Source organism: Nonomuraea sp. NPDC048826 (genome assembly GCF_043198225.1).
Classification (GTDB): domain Bacteria; phylum Actinomycetota; class Actinomycetes; order Streptosporangiales; family Streptosporangiaceae; genus Nonomuraea.
The window spans coordinates 260,176-283,485 of the sequence record NZ_JBICUQ010000012.1 but is presented as its reverse complement, the minus strand read 5'-3'; the positions used below and the strand labels follow the sequence as shown (position 1 = coordinate 283,485).

The window sequence follows — 23,310 nt, the reverse complement described above, 5'->3', positions numbered from 1 at the left end:
TTATGAACGGTTCATCCGAGGTCGTGGGTGAGGAGATGCGGAGTTACGGGTGTTGATCCTGGTGAACGCCGAGAACGGCCGCACGCTCGGTGCCGGAGGCGGGAAATAGGAAGGCTTAAGAGCTTGACGGGTATGCCCGCGGCGAAGGTAATGGGGAGCGAGGCCGGCGTTCCACGTCCGCTCGACCCCGCAATGGCGCGGCCTGCCTGATGATCAGGGCGTGACCTGGCCATACGCCTACCCCCCGAAGGAACCACCGTGCCCTTATCGCCACCCGTCACGATGCTGAGACCGGTCCTGATCGGCATCGTCGCCGCGCTGGCCGCGGCGTTCGTCCTCGTCGGCCCCGTGTCCCCGGCCCGCGCGGCCACCACGACCCTGTACGCGTCACCTGCCGGCACCGGCACCGCCTGCACCTCCGGCCAGCCCTGCTCGCTGGCCGCCGCGCAGACGGCGGTACGTTCGCTGAACGCCGGGATGTCCGGTGACATCGTCGTGGAGCTGGCCGGCGGGGTGTACCGGCTGTCCTCGCCGCTCCGGCTGACCGCCGCGGACTCCGGCGGCAACGGCTACACCGTCAGATGGCAGGCCGCGGCGGGAGCCGTCCCGGTCATCAGCGGAGCCAGGGCGGTCACCGGATGGACCGTGGCCGATGCCGGCAAGAACATCTGGCGCGCCAACGTCGCAACCGGGATCGACACCCGGCAGCTGTACGTCGACGGCGCGCTCGCCACCCGGGCGCGCACCGTCGTCAACCGGTCCGACTTCACCGCGAGCAGCACCGGGATGAGGTTCACCAGCGGCGCGCTGAGCTATCTGAACAACCTCGCCAACCAGGGCCGGGTGGAGATGGAGAGCATCGGCTCGTTCACCGACCGGTACGCGCCGGTGCGGAGCATCAGCGGAAACCTCATCACGATGCGGCAGCCCGCCTGGAACAACAACAACTTCGGCTACGACACCTTCACCAGCCCGCACCGCGCGGGGCCGCTCTACCTGGTCAACGCCTACGAGTTCCTCGACTCGCCGGGGGAGTGGTACCTCGACCCCGCGACCGGCGCCCTGTCCTACATCCCGCTCGCCGGGCAGAACATGGCCGATGTCAGCGTGGAGCTGCCGGTGCTCCAGTCCCTGGTGCACCTGGGGGGAACCTACGACGCGCCCGCGCACCACATCACGTTCAGCGGGATCACCTTCACCGGCACGAGCTGGCTCGGCCCCGGCCAGGACCAGGGCTACGTGGACCAGCAGACCGGCGCCTACATAGCGGGCGACTGGAACTGGCCCGCCTTCACCTCCTGCCATCAGGGCTGCCGTCAGTTCGAGGCGGCCCGGCCGAACTGGTACCAGATGCCCGCCGCCGTGCAGATCTCCGCGGCGAACACCGTCACCTTCACCGACTCGCGCTTCGTCAACCTGGGACAGACGGCCATCGGCATCGGCAACGACGCCAACGCGCACGCCAGCGGGGTCGGCCTGGGCGCCTCCGACATCACGGTCACCCGGTCGGAGATCGCCCGCAGCGCGGCCGGCGGCGTCGTGGCCGGCGGCGTGCGCGGCGACGCGCACCACCCGAGCGACCAGCGGATGGTCAACCGGAACATCACCGTCAGCCACAACCGCATCCACGACCTCGGCCTGAACCACCGGGGCATCGTCTCGGTCCTGACCACGTACGTCACCGGCGCCGACGTGTCCCACAACGAGGTCTACAACCTGCCGTACACCGGCATGTCGATCGGGTACGGCTGGGGAGCCAACGAGCCGGGCGGCAGCGACCACTACGCCCAGCGCGGCCTGTACGACTTCCAGCCGCGCTACACCACGCCCACCACCGCCTCAGGCAACCGGCTCGTCGGCAACTACGTGCACGACGTCATGCAGCAGATGACCGACGGCGGCTGCATCTACACGCTCTCGTGGAATCCGGGCGCGGTGATCAGCGACAACCACTGCCTGCGCACCAACGGCTGGTTCGGCATCTACTTCGACGAGGGCTCGCGGTACTACACCGTCAGGAACAACGTCCTGTCGAACACCGGCACCTGGGCCACCGCCAACTACTGGTACGGCGAGAACATGGGGAACTTCACCGTCACCGGCAACTGGTCGACCAACGGCGGCACCAACGTCACCAACGGCGACCGCGGCAACGTGGTGAACAACAATGTCACCGTCGCCAACGGCGCCTGGCCGGCCGGAGCCCAGGCCGTGATCGCAGCCGCCGGGCCCGAGGGCCAGTCACCCGGAGACGAGACGGGCGTCTTGAGGGGCGTCGGGTCGGACCGGTGCCTGGACGTCAACGGCGCCTCCCAGGCCAACGGCGCCCAGGTGCTCATCTGGGACTGCAACGGCCAGGCCAACCAGCAGTGGACCGCCACCGGCGCCGGTGAGCTGCGGGTCTACGGCGGCAAGTGCCTGGACGTGTACGGCGGCGGGACGGCGGACGGCTCAGCGGTGATCATCTGGGACTGCAACGGCCAGAACAACCAGAAGTGGACGCTGAACGCCGACGGCAGCATCACCGCGGTCGGCGCGAACAAGTGCCTGGACGTCAGCGGCTACGGCACCGCCAACGGCAGCAAGGTGCACATCTGGACCTGCCACGGCGGCACCAACCAGAAGTGGACCCGCTCCTGACACCGCTTGCCCTGACCGGTCTTCCTGCCGCAGGAGGGAACACCCATGCCCCGACGTCCGTGGCTCACCTCGCTGGCCACGATGGCGCTCCTCATCCCCGGAGCGCTCGCAATCACCGCCACCCCCGCGAACGCGCTCGACATCCCGCCGTCCGACTACCAGCAGGTGTCCCTCGCCTCGGGCGGCGCCGAACTGGGCGAGGCGATGTCGCTGGCCGTGCTGCCGAACCGGTCGGTGGTGCACACGGCACGCGACGGCACGGTCCGCGTCACCGACGCCGCCGGCAACACGAAGGTGGCCGGCAGGCTCAACGTCTACACCCACGACGAGGAGGGCCTGCAGGGAGTGGCGGCCGACCCCGGCTTCGCCGCCAACCGGCACCTCTGGCTCTACTACTCGCCGCGGCTGAGCACACCGAACGGTGACGCGCCGAGCACCGGCACGCAGAGCCAGTTCGACCAGTGGAAGGGCGAGCTGTACCTGTCCCGGTTCACCCTCAAGACGGACGACACGCTCGACCTGGCCAGCGAGAAGGTGGTCCTGCGGGTCCAGAACGACCGCGGCCAGTGCTGTCACGTGGGCGGGGACATCGACTTCGACGCCGCCGGCAACCTCTATCTGACCACCGGCGACGACACCAACCCGTTCGAGTCGGGCGGTTACTCCCCGCTGGACGAGCGGACCAACCGCAACCCGCAGTACGACGCCCAGCGCTCGGCCGCCAACACCAACGACCTGCGGGGCAAGCTCCTGCGCATCACACCGCAGCCCGACGGCACCTACACGATTCCCGCCGGCAACATGTTCCCGCCGGGCACGGCGAGGACTCGGCCGGAGATCTACGCTATGGGCTTCCGCAACCCGTTCCGGATGAGCGTGGACAAGGCGACCGGCATCGTCTACCTCGGCGACTACGGGCCCGACGCGGGCGTCACCAACTCCAGCCGCGGGCCCAGCGGGCAGGTGGAGTTCAACCGCGTCACCGGTCCGGGCAACTACGGCTGGCCGTACTGCACGGGCGCGAACACCACCGCCGAGACCTACAACGCCTGGAACTTCGCCACCAACAGCACCGGCCCGAAGTACGCCTGCGCGGGCGGGCCGACGAACGACTCCTTCCGCAACACCGGCCTGACCACACTGCCCCCGGCGAAGCCGGCGTGGATCCGGTACGCGGGGGACGCGGGGAGCCCGCCCGAGTTCGGCTCCGGGTCGGAGTCGCCGATGGGCGGCCCCGTCTACCGCTACGACCCCGGCCTGAACTCGGCCGTCAAATTCCCCCAGTCGCTCGACGGGCGGTACTTCGCCGGCGAGTACGGCCGGCGCTGGATCAAGGCGATCGAGGTCAGGCAGGACGGCGGGTACGGGGAGATCTCTGCCTTCCCCTGGTCCGGGACGCAGGTGATGGACATGGCCTTCGGCCCCGACGGAGCCCTGTACGTCCTCGACTACGGCACCGGCGGCAACAACCAGGCGCTCTACCGCATCGAGTACATCGGCGGCGCCGACCGCAACCCGATCGCCAAGGCCTCCGCCGACAGGACGTCCGGACCGGCGCCGCTCACGGTGGCCTTCTCCTCAGCCGGCAGCTCGGACCCGGAGGGCGGCGCGCTCACCTACGCGTGGAACTTCGGCGACGGCACCACCTCCACGGCGGCGAACCCGGCCAAGACCTACGCCACGGAAGGCACGTACACGGCGACGCTCACCGTCCGGGACCCGCAGGGCCTCACCGGCACGGCGAGCGTGATCGTGACCGTCGGCAACACCGCGCCCACCGTCACCCTCACCGCCCCGGCCGACGGGCAGCCCTTCTCCTTCGGCGACACCGTGCCCTTCCAGGTCACCGTCGGCGACCCGGAGGACGGCACGATCGACTGCGGCCGGGTCACCGTCGCCTACTTCCTCGGCCACGACAGCCACCGCCACCAGATCACCTCCAAGACCGGCTGCTCGGGCACCATCGCGGTGCCGATCGACGGCGAGCACGACGACGCGGCCAACATCTACGGCGTCCTGGAGGCCTCCTACACCGACCAGGGCGGTCTGACCTCCACCAGCGCCCGCACGCTCCAGCCGCGGCACCGGCAGGCGGAGCACTTCACCGCCCACCAGGGCATCCAGACGGCGGAGCACGCCGTCGCGGAAGGCGGCGTGACGGCCGGCTTCATCGACGACGGCGACTGGATCTCCTTCCGCCCGTACCACCTGAGCGGCACGACGAGGATCACCGCCCGGGTGTCCTCGGCCGGCGCGGGCGGCAGGATCGAGGTGCGGGCAGGCTCGGCGACAGGCACCCTGCTGGGCACGGCGAACGTGGCGAGCACCGGCGGCTGGGACACCTTCACCGACGTCTCGGCGGACCTCAGCGGCGCGCCGGCCGGCACGACGACGCTGTACCTGGTCTTCCGCGGCCCGACCGGACAGGGCTACCTGTTCGACGTGGACGCCTTCACCCTCGGCACCGGCACCCCGCCCGCGGAGAGCACGAGCGCGTTCAAAGGCGTCGCGTCGAACCGGTGCCTGGACGTCAACGGCGCCTCCCAGGCCAACGGCGCCCAGGTGCTCATCTGGGACTGCAACGGTCAGACCAACCAGCAGTGGACCTCGACCGGCGCCGGTGAGCTGCGGGTCTACGGCGGCAAGTGCCTGGACGTGAACGGCGGCGGGACGGCGGACGGCTCCGCGGTGATCATCTGGGACTGCAACGGCCAGAACAACCAGAAGTGGCGGCTCAACGCCGACGGCAGCATCACCGCGGTCGGCGCGAACAAGTGCCTGGACGTCAACGGGACCGCCAACGGCACCAAGGCACGCATCTGGACCTGCACCGGAGGAACCAACCAGCGCTGGACCCGCGTCTGAAAGGGACACTCATGCTGCGACATCCGACCCCGCCAGGGGGCGCTCGCAAGACCTCTGTACTGCGGCGCCTGTCGGCCGTGGCGGTGGCGGCGATCACCGCCGCCGCGACGACGCTCCCCGCCGTCCCCGCCCAGGCCGCCGCCTTCAAGGTGCTGGTGTTCTCCAAGACGGCCGGGTTCCGGCACGACGCGATCCCCGCCGGGATCCAGGCCATCCGCGACCTGGGGACCGCCAACGACTTCGCCGTCGACGCCACCGAGGACTCGAACGCCTTCACCACGGCCAACCTGGCCCAGTACCAGGCGGTGGTGTTCCTCAGCACGACCGGCGACGTGCTGAACAACAGCCAGCAGTCCGCCTTCCAGACGTACGTGGACGGCGGGGGAGGAGTCGTCGGCGTGCACGCGGCCGCCGACACCGAGTACGACTGGCCGTACTACGGGCAGCTGATGGGCGCCTGGTTCGCCGGCCATCCGGCGATCCAGCAGGCCACCGTACGGAACGAGGACCGGGCGCACGCCGCGACCGCGCACCTCGGGACCAGCTGGACCCGCACCGACGAGTGGTACAACTACCGCTCGAACCCCCGCCCGGACGTCCGGGTGCTGCAGAGCCTGGACGAGGGCAGCTACAGCGGCGGCAGCATGGGCGACCACCCGATCACCTGGTGTCGCCCGCAGGCCGCCGGCCGTGCGTTCTACACCGGCCTGGGCCACACCCAGGAGTCGTACGCCGACCCGAACTTCCGCGCGCTGCTGCTCGGCGGGATCCGGTACGCGGCAAAGGCCGTCAACGCCGACTGCCGCCCGGAGACCGGGTACACGTCGTTGTACAACGGCTCGACGACCGGCTGGTCGCAGGCGGGGCCGGGGTCGTTCGCCAACAGCGACGCCACGCTGACCTCCCAGGGCGGCATGGGGATGCTGTGGTACAACGCGAAGGAGTTCGGCTCCTACTCGCTCAAGCTCGACTGGAGGCTGACCGGCGACGCCAACTCCGGCGTGATCGTCGGGTTCCCCGCCACCGGCGATCCCCAGGCCGCGCTCGACACCGGCTACGAGGTGCAGATCGACGCGACCGACACCCCGGACAAGACCACCGGGGCGGTCTACGGGGTCAAGTCCGCGGACCTCGCCGCCCGCGACGCGGCGCTCAACCCGCCGGGCCAGTGGAACACCTACGAACTGCTGGTCGAGGGCGAGCGGCTGCAGGTGTTCCTGAACGGCAGCAAGATCAACGACTTCACCAACACCGACCCGGCCCGCTCTCTGCAGCAGGGCCACATCGGCATCCAGAACCATGGGCCCGGCGACGTGGTCTCCTTCCGCAACATCCGCGTCAAGGAGTCGGGCACCACCCCGGGCGGCACGAGCGCGCTGCGCGGCGTGGGGTCGAACCGGTGCCTGGACGTCAGCGGCGCCTCCCAGGCCAACGGCGCCCAGGCGCAGCTCTGGGACTGCCACGGGCAGGCCAACCAGCGCTGGACCGCCACCGCCGCCGGTGAGCTGCGGGTCTACGGCGGCAAGTGCCTGGACGTGTACGGCGCCGGGACGGCCAACGGCACCAACGTCATCATCTGGGACTGCAACGGCCAGAACAACCAGAAGTGGCGGCTGAACGCCGACGGCACGATCACCGCCGTCGGGGCGGACAAGTGCCTGGAGGTCAACGGCACCGCCAACGGCGCCAGGGCCCGCATCTGGACCTGCACCGGAGGAACCAACCAGCGCTGGACCCGCGTCTGACCACCCACTCACCCACCCGGCGCGGCGATCCAGTCGCCGCGCCGGTACGCGGTCAGCGGACTCTCCGGGCCAGGGCGGTCAGGAGTCCCTTGACCTCGGTCGCGTCGTAGGAGTCGCGGTCGAAGGGGCCGATGATCAACGGCCCGTCGTCGGCGCGATCGGGCAGCCGGCCGTGGCTGCCCCGCACCGGCGACGGGTCGAGCGGCACCACCCGCATCGTGTACCGGAAGCCCAGCTTCTTCCTGGCGAGCGCCGCCGCCGCTCGGAGCTTGACGAACGGATCGGCCGGGTCCATGAACAGCTCGGCGGGGTCGTAGCCGGGTTTGCGGTGGATGTCCACGAGCCTGGCGAAATCGGGGGCGCGGTCGTCGGAGAGCCAGTAGTAGTAGGTGAACCAGGCGTCCGGCTCCGCCACCGCGACGAGCTCGCCGGCGCGTTCGTGGTCGAGCCCGTACTTCGCCTTCCCCGCCTGGCCGAGCACCTCGTCCACGCCGGCCAGCTCGGCGATGACGGCGCGGGCGCGGTCGAGGTCGCCTGGGTCGCGCACGTACACGTGGGCCACCTGATGGTCGGCGACGGCGAAGGCCCGGGACGTCCACGGGTCGAGATACTCCATCCCGGCCTGGACGTAGACCTCCAGGAGACCAGCGCGGCGCAGCGCCCGGTTGACGTCCACCGGGCGGGACGCGGGGGTGATGCCGTACTCGGAGAGCACGACCACCTCGGCCTCCTCGCCCAGGAGCGGAGCCAGCGCGGCGTCGACCGCGCGGGCGGCCGCGACCGCCTCGGGACCGGCGGGACCGTACCGCTGGAGGTCGTAGTCGAGGTGGGGCACGTAGACCAGCAGCAGATCCGGCCGCTCGCGGGCCAGGATGCGGCGGGCGGCGGCGATGATCCACCCGGAGGAGGCGATCCCCGCGGTGGGTCCCCAGTAGGTGAACAGGGGGAACGGCCCCAGCGCGGCCTCCAGGTCGTCGTGGAGCGAGGGCGGGCGGGTGTAGCAGTCGGGCGACTTGCGGCCGTCGGCGTGGTAGACGGGGCGCGGGGTGACGAGCAGATCGGCGGGCGCGCCCATCGCGTACCACCAGCAGACGTTGGCGGTACGCAGGCCGGGCGCGGCGGTCCACAGCTGGTCGCCCTGGATGAGCGCGTTGTGCTGGCGCCACAGCAGCACCTCGCCGAGATCCCTGAAGTACCACCCGTTGCCGACGATGCCGTGGTCGCGGGGCATCGAACCGGTGAGCAGGGTGGCCTGCATCGAGCAGGTGACCGCGGGCAGCACGGGCCGCAGCATCGCCGCCGAGCCCGCCTTCGCCACGTTCGGCATGTGCGCGAGCAGGCGCGGGGTGAGCCCGACCACATTGACCACGATCAGCGGTGCCATCACATCTCCTTCAGCCCGAGAGCGGCGAGCTGCCCCCGCATCCAGTCGAGCTCGGCGGCGATGCCCCGCGCGATGTCGGCCGGCGCGCCGGGAAGCACGTGCCACGTGTAGGTCTCCACCTCGACGTGCCTGGTCAGCGGACGCTCCCCGCCGAGCAGCGTCTCCAGCAGGCGCCGCAGGTAGGGGGCGCTGGTGGTGAGCGGCGGGGGCGGCGCGTCGTGCAGCGGGACGTGGAAGTGCACGCGCCAGCTCTCGTCCGCGGGCAGCGCACCGGCCAGCGCCTCGCCCAGGTCGTCGGCGTACCCGGTGGCGGAGCGCGTCTGGTGGAGGAAACGGGGCTCGTCGAACGCGGCCAGCGCCCGCTGCGCCCCCGGCGGCGCCACCAGGGCGCACGACGCTTGGAGCTTGACGACCGGCAGCCCGCCGGCGGCGCCGACGCCGGGCTCCTCGAACCCGACGGCCATGTGGCAGGCGTCCAGACAGAGGCCGAGGTGGTCGTGGTCCACGTCGCCCAGCAGGACGCTCGCCTGGGACGTCGTCTCGACGATGCAGCCCGGCTCGGGCTCGAAGCCCAGCCGGATCACCTTGCCGGTATGATTCGCCAGCGCGCGCAGGCCCCGGGCGGCCGCGTCGAGGTTGGCCGTCACCGCCGCCGCCTTCTCGCTCGTCCACCCGGTCCGCCAGGCGAGGGGCAGGGTCGAGATCGTGCCCTCGGAGACGTCGTCCGGCAGCAGCGCGGCGAGGATCCCGGCGAGCGCGAGCGTGTGGCGCAGCCGCTCCGCGTCGGCCCAGTCGGGGGTGTAGACGCGGTACTTCACGATCTCGTCCTGGAAGCCGCGGTAGGGGAACCCGTTGAGCGTCACCACCTCCAGCCCGAGCGCGGTCAGCCGCTCGCGTAGCGCCGTGAGCTCTTCGGGCCGGGCGGTGAGGTCCGCGGCGGCGCGCTGGGACAGCCAGAGCCCGAGCCCGAGCCGTCCGGCGCCGAGCAGGCGCCTGACCCGTGCCGCGACGCCGGACAGCTGACCGTGGATGCCGGGGAGATCCTCGGCGGCGTGGACGTTCGTGCAGTAGGACAGATGCACCGTCGAGCCGTCCGCGTGGCGCAGCCGCATGGTCAGCCCCGCTTGATCGTGTTGCCGGCGTAGTCAGGGCCGGCTTCCGAGTCGGTCTCGACGTCGAGCCGGCCGCTCTGCCCGTAGAAGGCGACCGGATTGCGCCAGAGAACCTGATCCACGTCGTCCTCGCCGAAGCCGGCCGCGAGCATGACGTCGGCCACCTCGCGCGTCTTGAGCGGGTCGCTCCGTCCCCAGTCGGCGGCCGAGTTCACCAGCACCCTGTCCGTGCCGTACTCCTTGAGCAGGGTCACCATCCGGTCCGGGTCCATCTTGGTGTCCGGGTAGATCGAGAACCCCATCCAGCAGCCCGAGTCCGCGACCATGCCGACGGTCAGCTCGTTGAGGTGGTCGACGAGCACCCGCCCGGACGGTATCCCGGCGGCCCGCACCACGTCGAGCGTCCGGCGGGTGCCCGCGGCCTTGTCCCGGTGCGGAGTGTGCACGAGCACCGGGAGATCATTCTCCTGCGCCAGGGTCAGCTGGGCCTCGAACGCCCGTTCCTCCTCCGCCGTCATCGAGTCGTAGCCGACCTCGCCGACCGCGACGACGCCGTCCTTCAGCAGGTATCGCGGCAGCTCGGCCAGCACCGGCGCGCATCGCGGATCGTTCGCCTCCTTGGGGTTGAGCGCGAGCGCGCAGTGGTGGCGGATGCCGTGCTGCGCGGCGCGGTAGGGCTCCCAGCCGAGCAGCGCGTCGAAGTAGTCGAGGAAGCTGCCCACGTTGGTGCGGGGCTGCCCCAGCCAGAAGGCGGGTTCGACGACGGCCCGGACCCCCGCGTTGTGCATGCGCCGGTAGTCGTCGGTGGTCCGGGAGGTCATGTGGATGTGGGGGTCGAAGATGCGCATTCAGATCCTCTCCAGGACGTCGCGCGGGACGGGCCGGCCCGCCGCCCGCAGCTCGGCCGCGTAGTCCGACAGCATCCGGGCCAGCTCGGCGTCGAAGCGGCGGTCCAGCCCGGCCACCGCCGCCAGGGGGATCGACATGAAGACGCACTTGAGCACCCCCTGGCGGAAGGCGTGGTCGTCCAGCCACGCCGAGCCGTACGGGCCGAGTGCCGCGGCGACCAGCCGCGCGTCATTGGTGCGGAGCGCATCCTCCACCAGCGCGACGGCCGCGTCCTCCAGGCCGAGCTCGTGCAGGACGGCCAGGATCGCCAGCCGCTCGCCGCTGTCGCCGGCCTCGTACAGGCTCCGGATCGCGGCGTGGTCGCCGCGCAGCGCGCCGAGCAGCGCGCGCCGGGCGCCCGGACCGCCCCGCCGTTCGGCCTGCGGGAAGAGCCGGTGGATCGCCCGCGGGTCAGCCTCGACCTGCCGGACGGCCGAGGTCCGCCACTCCTGTGCCGGCTCGTTCATGGGCCCTCCTCAGGAACTCGATCGATCGGCGGGCGACCTGCGGGGCCGCATGGCTGTGCCGGGCCAGTTCCACGGCCACCAGACCCGGGTAGCCGCGCAGGGCGGCGAGCACCGGCACGAAGTCGATCTCCCCTTCGCCGAACTCCAGGTGCTCGTGCACGCCCCGGCGCATGTCCTCGATCTGCACGTGCACGGTGTACGGGAGCGCCCGCCGGAGACAGGTGTCCAGATCCTCCGGCTCCACGCAGTGACAGTGCCCGATGTCGAGGGTGAGACCGAAGCGGGGATGGCCGCCGAGCATCCCGCGCAGCCGCTCGTAGCCGTCCAGGTCGGCGACCAGCATCCCGGGCTCGGGCTCGAACCCCAGCGTGACGCCTGCCCGATCGGCCTCGTCGAGCAGCCGCGCGCACTGGCGGGCCAGTCGCGTGTACGCCTCCGCCTCCGGCATGCCGCCGGGCCGGCCGCCGCTCCACAGATGCACCACGGGAGCGCCCAGGTCGGCGGCGACGCGCATCGCCGTGATCAGGAACTCCGCCCGGCGGCCGGCGTCCTCGCTGATGAGGGTCGGGTGGTGTTTGCGCAGGGGGTCGAGGGTGTAGCGCCCGCCCGTCTCGACCACGACGCCGAGGCCGAGGCGGGCGCAGATCCCGGCGATCCTGGACACCTCCCCGGCCAGGCCGGGGGAGCGGGGATCGAGGTGACCGTGGTCGAGCGTGATGGCCGCACCCGTGTACCCCAGATCGGCCAGGACGGCGAGCGCCTCCGGGAGCCGGTGGCCGGCGAAGCCGTTGGTGCAGTAGGCCCAGTTCACGAGGTCGCCACCCGGGATGAGAGCCACCTGCCCGCGGGGAGCGAACACAGCAGCGCGCCCGCCGTCGCGAACCGGCCGCCGCCCGCGACCACCGCCGCCTGGAGCGGGATCAGGCCGAGGATGCTCAGCTGGACGGCCCGTCGTACGTTCCCCGGGTCGGGGAGGGTCCGTAACCCGGCCTGGACCGGGAGGGCAGAGGCGAGATAGCCGGCGATGAGGACGCCCGCCCCGGCCCGGGCGGCGGCTCCGTTGCGTACGCAGGAGGCGGCCGCGAGCCCGGCCGCCACGGTGCTGGCCGCCAGCGCGCGCTCGGCCGTGCCGGGTGCCGCCCCCGTCACCTCGGCACGGCCGAGGACGCTGATCCCGTAGGTGTGCGCGCCTATCGCCAGCGCCGCGGGCAGAGCGGCCCTGGCCTGCTCGCCCGCGCCCAGAAGAACGTCGAGCACGCGGCAGGCCGCCATCGACGCCGGTCCCGCCGCCGTCCGTTTGAGACGCAGGTCGTAGGCCCACACCGCGCCGGCCAGCAGGCCGGCGACGGTGAGACCGCGACGGCCGCCGGTGAGGGCGGCGGTGGCCAGGCCCGCGCCGGTCAGGGCGGCCGCGAGCCCGAGCGCGGCGCCGGGGCTGATCCGGCCCGACGGGATCGGGCGCTCGGGACGCTCGACGGCGTCCGCCTCGCGGTCCGCCCAGTCGTTGAGCGCCATTCCCGACCAGTACATGAGCACCGACGCCAGGGCCAGGCCGGCCGCCGGACGCCGTCCCGCGGCGGCGGCCCCCGCCAGGGTGTCGCCCGGCACCGACAGCGCGGCCGGTGCGCGGACCAGTTCGAGCAGCGCCTTCATGACAGCTCCTCGGCGAAGGCGCGCAACCGGGCGTACTGGGCGGCCAGGGAGTGCTCGTCCGTCCCCAGCGGGCTCTTGAAGAAGTACGCCAGATCGGGCAGGACGCCGTGCCGTCCTTTCTCGTGCGCGCGGGCGACCAGCCGGGCCAGGTCGAGGACGAGCGGCGCGGCCAGCGCCGAGTCGCAGCCCTGCCAGGTGAACTGCAGCGTCATCCGGACGCCGAGAAAGCCCTCGAAGCTCACGTGGTCCCAGGCAGTCTTCCATTCGCCGAGATCCGGGACGTAGTCGATGTGCGTCTCACCCTCCACGGGTTCTCCCAGGACCTTCGCGATGACCTGGTCCTTGGAGAGCCGCTTGCTGGACCTGGCGGCGGGATCGGCGAGAGTCGCTCCGTCGCCGCCGCCGAGCAGGTTGAGACCGGACCAGGAGCGGACCCGGAGCGACCGGTCCGCGAACATGGGTGCCAGGGCGCTCCTGACCAGGGTCTCCCCGGTCTTGCCGTCGCGTCCCGCGTACGGCACGCCCCGCAGGGCGGCGAGCTCCGCCAGGGCGGGCAGGGCCGGCCCGGTGGACGGAGTGAACTCCACATAGCCGCACCCCGCGTGGAAGGCCGCATAGGCGTACAGCGAACTCGGCGGCAGGATGTCGTCCCCCGCGGCGATCCGCTCCTCCAGATCGGCCAGCCTGCCGAACTCCGGGCGCGCGTCCACCGGCGGCTCGGTCGAGGACACGTTGACGACGACCACCCGGGCCAGCCCGTGCCGGGCGCGGAAGCCGGCGATGTCGTCTATCAGCCGCGCCGCGCTCTGTCCGCCGCCGGGGACGTGGCCCGGCCGGATCTCGGCGTCGGCGGCTTCCAGATCGGACGCGAGCAGCTCCGGCAGGTCCGGAGAGATGACCTCCGCCCGGGCCAGTTGTTCGGCGCGCTTGCGTAAGGAGGTCTCGACGACGTCATGGCCGCCGAAGACCAGGGCGGTCAGCGGAACCAGCCGCCCCGGAAAGCCGGCGGACTCGCTCACGCATCCACGGGGGGACGCCGCTCCCGCCCTGATGGCCGCGGCGCCCACCATGGCAGTGGTCGCCACGGACCCTCGTGCCCCGATGAGCCACACACCGAGCTTGCTCATGAAAGCTCCATCGTGTCGGGACTACCCCCGTAGGCAACGGTAGGTGAGTCTGCGCGATGGTAAAAGCCGATTTCGCCGATGGTCAAGCATAAGTAGGCTCATCGTCGTCCGATTCTGCGGTGTCCCCGGCCCATCGCCGCCCGTCATGCCCGCTTCATCCCGATGATTACGCCATTCGGGCGCCTGACTTTTGCTTGACCGTCGATATAAGCCCGCTTAGCATCCCGCACCAAGAGGCTTGGGCCTGAAACTTTCCTACAGCCCCGGGAGGCTGACCGGATGCTGAGCATGCGAGGCATCGGCAAGAGCTTCCTGGGCGTGCGGGTGCTGTCCGGGGTGGACCTGACGGTGACGGCCGGCGAGGTCCACGCCGTCGTCGGCGAGAACGGCGCCGGCAAGTCCACCCTCATGAAAATCATCTGCGGGGTCCATGGGCCGGACGAGGGCACGATCGAGATCGACGGCCGGTCCGTCTCCTTCGGCCATCCGCTCGAGGCGCGGCGCTCCGGCATCGCGATCATCCACCAGGAGTTCAACCTGCTGCCCGAGCGCACCGTCGCCGAGAACGTGTTCCTCGGGCGAGAGCCCGTCCGGCGTGGCCTGGTCGACCGGGCCGCCATGGAGGAGGCGACCGCGCGGCTCCTCGACGAGCTGGGGGAGACCTCCATCGGCCCGCGTGACGTCGTCAAGCGCCTGCCGGTGGCCCGGCAGCAGATCGTCGAGATCGTCAAGGCGCTGTCGGTGGACGCGCGGCTCGTCGTCATGGACGAGCCCAGCGCCGCGCTCGCGGAGCACGAGGTCGAATCGCTCTATCGGCTGATCGGGCGGCTGCGGGAACGCGGCGTCGCCGTCGTGTACATCTCCCACCGATTACGCGAGGTGTTCGATCTCGCCGACCGGGTCACCGTGCTCAAGGACGGCGCCCGCGTCACCACCCTCCCGATCGGCGAGGTCACCCCCGGCGAGCTGATCCGCCTGATGGTGGGCCGCGACCTCGGCACCTACTTCCCGCCCCGCTCGGCGGGCGCCGGCGAGGTACGTCTCAGCCTGCGCGCGGCGGGCAACCACAGACTCCGCGACATCGACCTGGAACTGCGGGCCGGGGAGATCGTCGGCATCGCGGGCCTGCAGGGCTCCGGCAGATCGGAGCTAGCCCGAGCGATCTTCGGCGCGGAGCCGTTCACCACGGGCGAGATGATCCCGTCACGCCCGCGCTCGGTCCGGGAAGCCGTGGCCCTGGGCATCGGACTCGTGACCGAGGACCGCAAGGCCGAAGGGCTCGCGCTGCGCCAGTCCGTACGCGACAACGTCCTGCTCGTCGCCCGCGCGGTGGGCGGCGGGAACCGCGCCGCCGTCCGCGGCCTGCTCGAACGGGTACGCCTCTCGCCCGTGCGCCGGGACCAGGAGGTCCGTTACCTGTCCGGCGGCAACCAGCAGAAGGCGGTGCTCGTCAAATGGCTGACGATGGCGCCGCGGGTGCTGCTGTTCGACGAGCCGACCCGGGGGGTCGACGTCGGGGCCAAGGCCGCGATCCACGACCTGATGCGCGAGCTGGCGAACGACGGCATGGCCATCATGATGATCTCCTCCGAGCTGCCCGAGCTCATCGGCATGAGCGATCGCATCGTCGTCCTGCGCGACGGCCGCATCGTGGGCACGCTGCCGGCCGGTGCCTCGGAGGAGGCCGTCATGCGCCTGGCCGCGGGAGAGGCGGCCTGAATGCACCTGCTCACGCGCGCCCGCCGCCCCGCCCCGGCGCGCCCGCGTGACCCCGCGCAGGTGCTGTTCCTCGCGCTGCTCGGCCTGGTCGCGGCCGGCTGGGCCCTCGTCGCGCTCGACGGCGGTCAGTTCCTCACCCTGGAGAGCGTCGTCGGGATCCAGCAGCGTTCCGCGGCCCTCGGCATCGTGGCGATCGGGCAGACGCTGGCGATCCTGGCCGGGTCGCTCGACCTGTCGGTGGCGTACCTGATCAGCCTGACCTCGCTGGTCGCGGCGGAGATCATGGCGGGCCAGGACGGGAACATCGGGCCGGCGGTCGCCGCGGTGCTGGCCGTCAGCGCTCTGGTGGGGCTGGTCAACGGCCTGATCATCACCGGGCTGCGGGTCCACGCCTTCATCGCCACGCTCGGCGTCGCGCTGATCATCAGAGGCATCGTGGACCACCTATACGACGGGCCCGCGGGCGCGGTGTCCGAGTCGTTCCAGGTCCTCGGCTACTCCCGGATCGGGCCGGTCCCCGTCTCCGCCCTGCTCTGGGCGGGCGTGGCCGTCGCGGCCTGGTTCCTGCTGAGCAGGACCCGGCTCGGCTACCGCATCTACGCGGTCGGCGGGAACGAGGAGGTCGCCCGCCTGTCCGGGATCCGCACCGGCCGGGTCATCGTGCTCACCCACGTGCTGTGCTCCCTCTGCGCCGGTGTCGCGGGCCTGCTGCTGGCCAGCAGGCTCGGCGCCGGAGCCCCCACGGTGGGCACCGACGGCGGCTACGACCTCGAGTCGATCGCCGCGGTCGTGCTCGGCGGGACCGCGCTGGCCGGCGGCAAGGGCGGCGTGGCCGGAACCGTGGGCGGAGTCCTGCTGCTGGCCGTCCTGGACACCCTCTTCAACCAGCTCGAGGTCAACTCCTTCGTCAAGGACGTGGTCCGCGGCGTGGTCATCGTCGTCGCCGTGGCCGTCTACGCCCGGCGTACCCAGGGACGACCGGCATGAGGCGGGCGCTTCCCATCCTCGCGGTCCTCGCGGCGCTGCTCACCGCGATCGCCCTGGTCAACCCCTACTTCCTGGAGCCCGCCGGATTCCTGGCGTTCCTCAAGCGGGCCGCGCCGCTGGTGATCCTCGCCGCGGGACAGTACTTCGTCATCGTCTCCGGCGAGTTCGACCTGTCGGTCGGCTCGCTGGTGACGGCCGAGGTGGTGATCGCCGCACGCCTCATCGACGGCGACGAGTCCGCCACCTGGCCGGTCCTCGCCCTGCTGATCGTCGCCGGGCTGCTCGTCGGGCTGGTCAACGGCGTGGTCACCACCAAGATGCGGGTGCCGTCGTTCATCGTGACGCTCGGCATGCTGCTCGTCCTGTCCGGGGCGGTGTTCCTGTGGACCGGCGGCGCGCCGCGGGGCGCGCTGTCGGAGGGTTTCCGCGTCTTCGGCCGCGGCGGCCTCGGGCCGGTGCCGTGGTCGGTGCTGATCCTCGTGGTCCTGGGCGCGGCGGCGATCCGGCTCATGCGCGCCGACTTCGGCAAGACGCTGATGGCCGCCGGCGACAACGAGCGTGCCGCGGCGCTGTCCGGGGTCCGGGTCGACCGGGTCAGGATCTTCGCTTTCATGCTCTCCGGCCTGGCGGCGGCCGTCGCGGCGATCCTGCTCGGCGGTTTCGCCGGAGTCTCGGCCCAGGCCGGCCAGGGGCTGGAGTTCTCCGCCATCACCGCCGTCGTCCTCGGCGGCGTGACGCTCGGCGGCGGCCGCGGCTCCGTGCCGGCCGCCATGGCCGGGGCCGTCACGCTGGAGGCGCTGTTCACCCTGCTCAACCTGTACGGAGTCTCGGGTGCGCTGGAGTTCACCGTGCAGGGCGTCATCATCATCGCCGCGATCGCGGCAGGAGCCGCCCGGCTTCCCCGCATGCCCACCCCCCGAACAGGAGACGCCCATGCCGCGTCCTAAGGCCGCCGTCGCCGTGCTGGCCGCGCTCGTCCTCACCGGCTGCACGACCGACAGGCCGACCGCCGCCACCCGGCCCGCGGCGTCCGCCGCGAGCACCCAGGATTCCGGTACGGGCGAGCAGTCGAAGTTCTTCGTCCAGGCGGACTTCGACGCCCAGCTCGCCATGCGTTCCCAGACACCTGAGGGCCCCGCGGACAAGCCCTGGGAGCAGGCCATCGCGCCGAAGATGATCGACACGGCGCAGTACAAGAAGGACGGGCCGTACCACCTGTGCTTCTCCAACGCGGCGATCGACAACCCCTGGCGGCAGGTCGGATGGAAGACGATGCAGGCCGAGGTGGGCCTGCACGAGGAGATCGGGAAGTTCACCGCCCTGGACGCCGAGGGCAAGGACGACAAGCAGATCTCCGACATCGCCGAGCTGCAGGCCAAGGGCTGCGACGCGCTGATCGTCTCGCCGAACACCACGGCGACGCTCACCCCCGCCGTCACGGCCGCCTGCGCGAAGGTGCCCGTCATCGTGTTCGACCGGGGCGTGGAGACGGACTGCCCGGTGACGTTCATCAAACCCATCGGCGGCTACGCCTTCGGCGCCGACGCCGCCGAGTTCCTGACCGAGAAGGTGCCCGCGGGCGGGAAGGTGCTCGCGCTGCGCATCCTGCCCGGTGTCGACGTGCTGGAGACCCGCTGGTCGGCGGCGAAGGTGGTCTTCGACCAGAGCGACCTCCAGGTGGTGGGGGTGGAGTTCACCGACGGCGACGCCGCCAAGACCAAGAACATCGTCAGCGACTACATCCAGCGGCACGGCAAGGTCGACGGCGTCTGGATGGACGCGGGCGCCACGGCGGTGGCCGCGATCGAGGCGTTCGAGGACGCCGGCCTGCCGGTGCCGCCGATCAACGGTGAGGACCAGCAGGACTTCCTGCAGAAGTGGAAGGACGCCGATCTCACCGCCGTCGCACCCACGTACCCGACCTATCAGTGGCGCACCCCGATCATCGCCGCACTGAGGATCCTCGGGGGCGAGGAGGTGCCGGAGAACTGGAACCTGCCGCAGCCCAAGATCACCGGCGATAACCTGCGGGACTACCTCCAGCCCGACATGCCGCCGCTGCACTACGCGCTCTGCGGGTGCGAGGACCTGCCCGGGTTCCCGGAGGTCTGGGGCGGGAAGAAGAGCTGACCGGCTCCTTCCCCCGCGAACCGACGACGAGGAGGAACGCCATCTTCTCCATCGGAGTGAACACCTGGGTCTGGGCCTCCCCGCTGACCGACGGCGAACTGGCGCGGCTCGCGCCCCGCATCGCCCGGTGGGGCTTCGACGTCATCGAGCTGCCCGTCGAGCGGCCCGGCGACTGGGACCCGGACCGGGCCGCGGCGGTGCTGGCCGAGCACGGGCTGGCCGCGTCCGTGGTGCTGGTCATGCCGCCGGGGCGCGAGCTCGTGGCCGCCTCCCCGGAGACCGTCCGCGACACCCAGGACTACCTGCGGCACTGTGTCGACGTGGCGGTGACCGTCGGCTCCCCGGTGATCGCGGGGCCGGCTTACGCCTCTGTCGGCCGTACGTGGCGGCTCTCGCCGGCCGAACGCCGGGAGGTCTACGCCGAGTTGCGCGAGCGGCTGCGGCCCGTCCTGGACCATGCGGCCGAGCGCGGCGTGAAGGTCGCCGTCGAGCCGCTCAACCGGTACGAGACCAGCCTCGTCAACACCGTCGAGCAGGCGCTGGACGCACTGCCCGAGGACTGTCACCTGGCCCTCGACGTCTACCACATGAACATCGAGGAGAAGGATCCCGCCCGTTCGGTGCGGCGGGCTGCCGGTCGCATCGCGCACGTACAGGTGTGCGGCACCGATCGCGGCACGCCGGGGGCCGACCGCTTCGACTGGCCGGGCTTCACCCGGGCCCTGCGCGACGCCGGATATCAGGGGCCGCTCGTCATCGAGTCGTTCACCGCGCACAACCGGACCATCGCCACCGCGGCCTCCGTCTGGCGGCCGCTGGCGGAGAGCCAGGACAGGCTGGCCGTCGACGGTCTCGCCTTCCTGCGCACCCTGTGACACCTGAACGTTTCATACTCATCCTGCTGGAGGCGGGATCTCCCAGGACGCTTCGACCTGCTGATTCGTAGCCAAAAGAGGGGAGTGCCCGCCAGATAAGTAGGAAAGACCGGTTCCTGTGCCCCAAATAAGCATGCTTAATAGGTTTGTTGGTGGGCTCGCCTTCACCTCCGAGCCCGACCGCTGCCGGCACCCCCCAGGAGATCCTTCATGCGAAGATCACGCCTGCTCTCAGCCCTGGTCGCCGCCTTGACAGGGCTGTCGATGTCCCTGTCGCCGCAGGTGGCGCAGGCGGCGGCACCGCAGTTCCGGGTGCTGCTGTTCACCGAGACGGCGAGCGGCGCATACCGGCACGACTCCATCCCCGCGGGTGTCGCGATGTTCCAGCAGCTGGCGTCCGAGAACGACTTCCAGCTCGACCACAGCGAGAACTCCGCCGTCTTCACGTCCGCGACCCTGGACACCTACGACGCGGTGATCATGTTCCAGACCAGCGGCATGGTGTGGGACAACGACGCCCAGCGTCAGGCGTTCCAGGCCTATGTGCGCGGCGGCCACGGCGTCGTCGCGGTCCACAACGCCACCGACATGAACATCGAGGCGCAGTTCCCCTGGTGGGACCAGGTCGTCATGGCGGGCGCCCACATGACCGCGCACTCGTCGGTCCTCCAGGGCACCGCCAAGGTCGCCGACAAGGTCCACCCCTCCACGGCGGGCCTGCCGGATCGGTGGGTGCGCACGGAGGAGTGGTACAACTTCGACAAGAACGCGCGGGGCTCGGTGAACGTGCTGGTGACCGCGGACGAGACCACGTACGACGCGGGGTCGAGCCGGATGGGCGCCGACCATCCGATCTCCTGGTGCCACAACCCGGAGGGCGGCCGGGTGTGGGCCACCGCGATGGGCCACCAGTCGTCCTCCTACTCCGAGCCCCTGTTCCGGCAGCACCTGCTGGGCGGCGTGCGGTGGGCGGCGGGCGCGGCGCCGGGCGACTGCGGCGGCACTGTCGCGTCCCGGTTCCAGAAGGTGACCCTCGACGGCGCGCCGGACCAGCCGATGGAGCTGGACGTGGCCGCCGACGGCAGCGTCTTCTACATCTCGCGCTCCGGCAAGGTGAACCTGATCCCCGCCGGCGGCGGGGCCACCAGAGTCATCGGCACCCTGCCGGTGTACGACGGCGGTGAGGACGGCGGCATCGGGCTGGCGCTGGACCCCGGCTTCGCCGCCAACGGCTGGATCTATCTCAACTACTCGCCGGCCAACGGCGGTGAGGTGAACCGGGTGTCGAGGTTCACCTTCGACGGGACCGGCCTCGACCTGTCCAGCGAGAAGAAGATCATCGAGGTTCCCGCGTACCGTGACGTCGACGAGCCCGGCCACACCGGCGGCTACCTCGTGTTCGGGCCGGGCGGGAACCTGTACATCGGTCCCGGCGACGACACCAACCCCCACGCCTCCGGCGGATACACCCCGATCGACGAGCGGCCCGGCCGGGAGCACTACGACGCCCAGCGGTCCTCGGCCAACACCAACGACCTGCGCGGCAAGATCCTGCGCATCCACCCCGAGCCCGACGGCACCTACACGATCCCGTCCGGGAACCTGTTCCCTCCCGGCACCGCCAAGACGCGGCCGGAGATCTACGCGATGGGCTTCCGCAACCCGTTCCGCTTCTCCGTGGACCAGGAGACGGGCTGGATCTCGGTGGGCGACTACGGCCCGGACGCGGGCGCCGCGAACCCCAACCGCGGTCCGGAGGGCACCGTCGAGTGGAACCTGATCAAGCAACCCGGCTTCTACGGCTGGCCGTACTGCGTCGGCGACAACATCCCGTTCAACGACTACAACTTCGCCACCGGCGCCTCCGGCGCGAAGTTCACCTGCTCGGCGCCGGTGAACAACTCGCCCAACAACACCGGCCTGACGAACCTGCCGGCGGCCAAGCCGGCGACCGTATGGTACGACTACCACGCCTCGGCCGAGTTCCCCGAGATCGACTGCTGCGGCGGCGCCGCCGCGATGGGCGGCCCGTTCTACCGCTACGACGAGGCCGGCGACTCGGAGCGGAAGTTCCCCGCGTACTTCGACGGCACGCCGTTCTTCTACGAGTGGAGCCGCAACTTCGTCAAGGAGTTCCGCCTGGACTCCTCGGGGAACCTCCTGAAGATCAACCCCTTCGTGGCGCAGATCGCCCCGCGCGCGCCGATCGACATGAAGTTCGGGCCGGACGGCGCCCTCTACATGGCGGACTGGGGCAACGGCTTCGGACACGCCAACACCGACGACAGCGTCTACCGGATCGACTACGTGGCCGGCAACCGCGCACCTCTGGCCAAGGCGAGCGCCACCCCCGACTCGGGCGTGGCACCGCTCACCGTGGCGTTCTCCTCGGCCGGTTCGGCCGACCCCGACGGCGACGCGATCACCTACGCGTGGGACTTCGGCGACGGCGGCGCCTCCACCAGCGCCAACCCCTCCCACACGTACCAGGCCAACGGCACCTTCACCGTCAGGCTGACCGTACGGGACTCCGGCGGGAAGACCGGCAGCGTCACGCTGCCTGTCGTGGTCGGCAACACCCGTCCCGCGGTGGCCTTCTCGGCCCCGCCCGACGGCGGGTTCATCGACTTCGGCGACCAGGTGGACTACACGGTGACCGCCACCGACGCCGAGGACGGCGCCGCCGACTGCGCCGAGGTCACCGTGATCACGGCGCTCGGCCATGACCAGCACGCCCACGACACCGGCCAGTACACCGGCTGCTCCGGGACGGTCACGACCACCGCCTCCGGCCATGACGGGGCCGCCGACGTCTACTATGTCCTGTCCGCCGACTACACCGACAGTGGCGGCCTGAAGGGCACCGCCGGAATCACGCTGCAACCGAAACACAAGCAGGCCGAGCACTTCACCGGCTCGTCCGGCATCCGCGTGATCGACGAGGCCGGAGCCGAAGGCGGCAGGCGCATCGGCGACATCTCCAACAACGACTGGATCTCCTTCAGCCCGGTCAACCTGTCGGGGATCGACTCGGTGTCCTTCCGCGTCTCGGCGCCGTCCGGCACCGGGGCGTCCATCGAACTGCGCGCAGGCTCGCCGGCCGGGGCGCTCATCGCCTCCAGCCCCGTGCCTGCCACCGGTGGGTGGAACACCTACGTGACGCTGTCCCCGGTGGTGGTCACCGACCCCGGCGGCACCCGCGACCTCCACGTCGTGTTCAAGGCGCCGACCGCGAACGCGTTCGACCTGGACTCCGTCACCTTCAACGGCAGCGGCGTCGGGCAGGACGACGGCCCGCCTCCGGACAGCACGGGCGCGCTGCGAGGCGTGGCGTCGAACCGGTGCCTGGACGTCAACGGCGCCTCCCAGGCCAACGGCGCCCAGGCGCTCATCTGGGACTGCAACGGCCAGGCCAACCAGCAGTGGACCGCCACCAGCGCCGGTGAGCTGCGCGTCTACGGCGGCAAGTGCCTGGACGTGAACGGCGGCGGGACGGCGGACGGCTCCGCAGTGATCATCTGGGACTGCAACGGCCAGAACAACCAGAAGTGGCGGCTCAACGCCGACGGCAGCATCACCGCGATCGGCGCGAACAAGTGCCTGGACGTCAACGGCGCGGGCACCGCCAACGGCACCAGGGTGCAGATCTGGGCCTGCCACGGCGGCGCCAACCAGAAGTGGACCCGCCTCTGATCCCCGAGCCACGCCCCGGCGAGCC

At 71.2% G+C, this 23,310-nt stretch carries 16 protein-coding genes; 9 read left to right on the top strand and 7 right to left on the bottom strand.

Annotated features, from left to right (window positions below):
• The first annotated feature begins 282 nt into the window (after nt 1–282).
• From ACGFI7_RS37690 to ACGFI7_RS37680, 3 genes are read left to right on the top strand one after another with little or no spacing between them, the layout of a single operon-like run.
• On the top strand, nt 283–2,640 hold the full coding sequence (locus tag ACGFI7_RS37690) for a ricin-type beta-trefoil lectin domain protein (RefSeq protein ID WP_393413341.1): 2,358 nt from the start codon (nt 283–285) through the stop codon (nt 2,638–2,640).
• Between the two features lie 45 nt (nt 2,641–2,685).
• Nucleotides 2,686–5,505: a PQQ-dependent sugar dehydrogenase gene (locus tag ACGFI7_RS37685; protein WP_393413339.1), complete on the top strand. Its 2,820-nt coding sequence runs from the start codon at nt 2,686–2,688 to the stop codon at nt 5,503–5,505.
• 11 nt (nt 5,506–5,516) lie between these two features.
• Nucleotides 5,517–7,250: a ThuA domain-containing protein gene (locus tag ACGFI7_RS37680; RefSeq protein ID WP_393413337.1), complete on the top strand. Its 1,734-nt coding sequence runs from the start codon at nt 5,517–5,519 to the stop codon at nt 7,248–7,250.
• Between the two features lie 52 nt (nt 7,251–7,302).
• On the opposite strand, the gene ACGFI7_RS37675 is transcribed toward ACGFI7_RS37680, so the two are convergent.
• From ACGFI7_RS37675 to ACGFI7_RS37645, 7 genes are read right to left on the bottom strand one after another with little or no spacing between them, the layout of a single operon-like run.
• Nucleotides 7,303–8,634, bottom strand: coding sequence for an alkaline phosphatase family protein (locus ACGFI7_RS37675; protein WP_393413335.1), 1,332 nt, complete (start codon nt 8,632–8,634; stop codon nt 7,303–7,305).
• Entirely contained in the window at nt 8,634–9,746 is a 1,113-nt protein-coding gene (eboE, locus tag ACGFI7_RS37670; protein ID WP_393413333.1) for a metabolite traffic protein EboE, read from the bottom strand. The genes ACGFI7_RS37675 and eboE overlap by 1 nt, the downstream gene beginning before the upstream one ends.
• A 2-nt stretch (nt 9,747–9,748) precedes the next feature.
• On the bottom strand, nt 9,749–10,594 hold the full coding sequence (locus ACGFI7_RS37665) for a TatD family hydrolase (RefSeq protein ID WP_393413331.1): 846 nt from the start codon (nt 10,592–10,594) through the stop codon (nt 9,749–9,751).
• Nucleotides 10,595–11,101, bottom strand: coding sequence for an EboA domain-containing protein (locus ACGFI7_RS37660; RefSeq protein WP_393413329.1), 507 nt, complete (start codon nt 11,099–11,101; stop codon nt 10,595–10,597). It lies immediately after the preceding gene.
• Nucleotides 11,046–11,912, bottom strand: coding sequence for a sugar phosphate isomerase/epimerase family protein (locus tag ACGFI7_RS37655; protein WP_393413327.1), 867 nt, complete (start codon nt 11,910–11,912; stop codon nt 11,046–11,048). Before ACGFI7_RS37655 ends, ACGFI7_RS37660 begins: the two co-directional genes overlap by 56 nt.
• Nucleotides 11,909–12,754, bottom strand: coding sequence for an SCO3242 family prenyltransferase (locus ACGFI7_RS37650; RefSeq protein ID WP_393413325.1), 846 nt, complete (start codon nt 12,752–12,754; stop codon nt 11,909–11,911). Before ACGFI7_RS37650 ends, ACGFI7_RS37655 begins: the two co-directional genes overlap by 4 nt.
• Entirely contained in the window at nt 12,751–13,881 is a 1,131-nt protein-coding gene (locus ACGFI7_RS37645) for an inositol-3-phosphate synthase (protein ID WP_393413323.1), read from the bottom strand. Before ACGFI7_RS37645 ends, ACGFI7_RS37650 begins: the two co-directional genes overlap by 4 nt.
• Nucleotides 13,882–14,160: 279 nt before the next feature.
• On the opposite strand from ACGFI7_RS37645, the gene ACGFI7_RS37640 reads away from it, so the two are divergent.
• From ACGFI7_RS37640 to ACGFI7_RS37615, 6 genes are all read left to right on the top strand, one after another.
• Nucleotides 14,161–15,600, top strand: coding sequence for a sugar ABC transporter ATP-binding protein (locus ACGFI7_RS37640; protein WP_393413321.1), 1,440 nt, complete (start codon nt 14,161–14,163; stop codon nt 15,598–15,600).
• Complete coding sequence (locus ACGFI7_RS37635) at nt 15,601–16,587, top strand: ABC transporter permease (protein WP_393413319.1); 987 nt, start codon at nt 15,601–15,603, stop codon at nt 16,585–16,587. It begins immediately after the preceding gene.
• Nucleotides 16,584–17,534, top strand: coding sequence for an ABC transporter permease (locus ACGFI7_RS37630; protein ID WP_393413317.1), 951 nt, complete (start codon nt 16,584–16,586; stop codon nt 17,532–17,534). Before ACGFI7_RS37635 ends, ACGFI7_RS37630 begins: the two co-directional genes overlap by 4 nt.
• On the top strand, nt 17,521–18,717 hold the full coding sequence (locus ACGFI7_RS37625; protein WP_393413316.1) for a substrate-binding domain-containing protein: 1,197 nt from the start codon (nt 17,521–17,523) through the stop codon (nt 18,715–18,717). Before ACGFI7_RS37630 ends, ACGFI7_RS37625 begins: the two co-directional genes overlap by 14 nt.
• A 41-nt stretch (nt 18,718–18,758) precedes the next feature.
• On the top strand, nt 18,759–19,592 hold the full coding sequence (locus ACGFI7_RS37620) for a sugar phosphate isomerase/epimerase family protein (RefSeq protein WP_393413426.1): 834 nt from the start codon (nt 18,759–18,761) through the stop codon (nt 19,590–19,592).
• A gap of 210 nt (nt 19,593–19,802) precedes the next feature.
• Entirely contained in the window at nt 19,803–23,285 is a 3,483-nt protein-coding gene (locus ACGFI7_RS37615; RefSeq protein WP_393413314.1) for a lectin, read from the top strand.
• Nucleotides 23,286–23,310 lie beyond the last annotated feature (25 nt).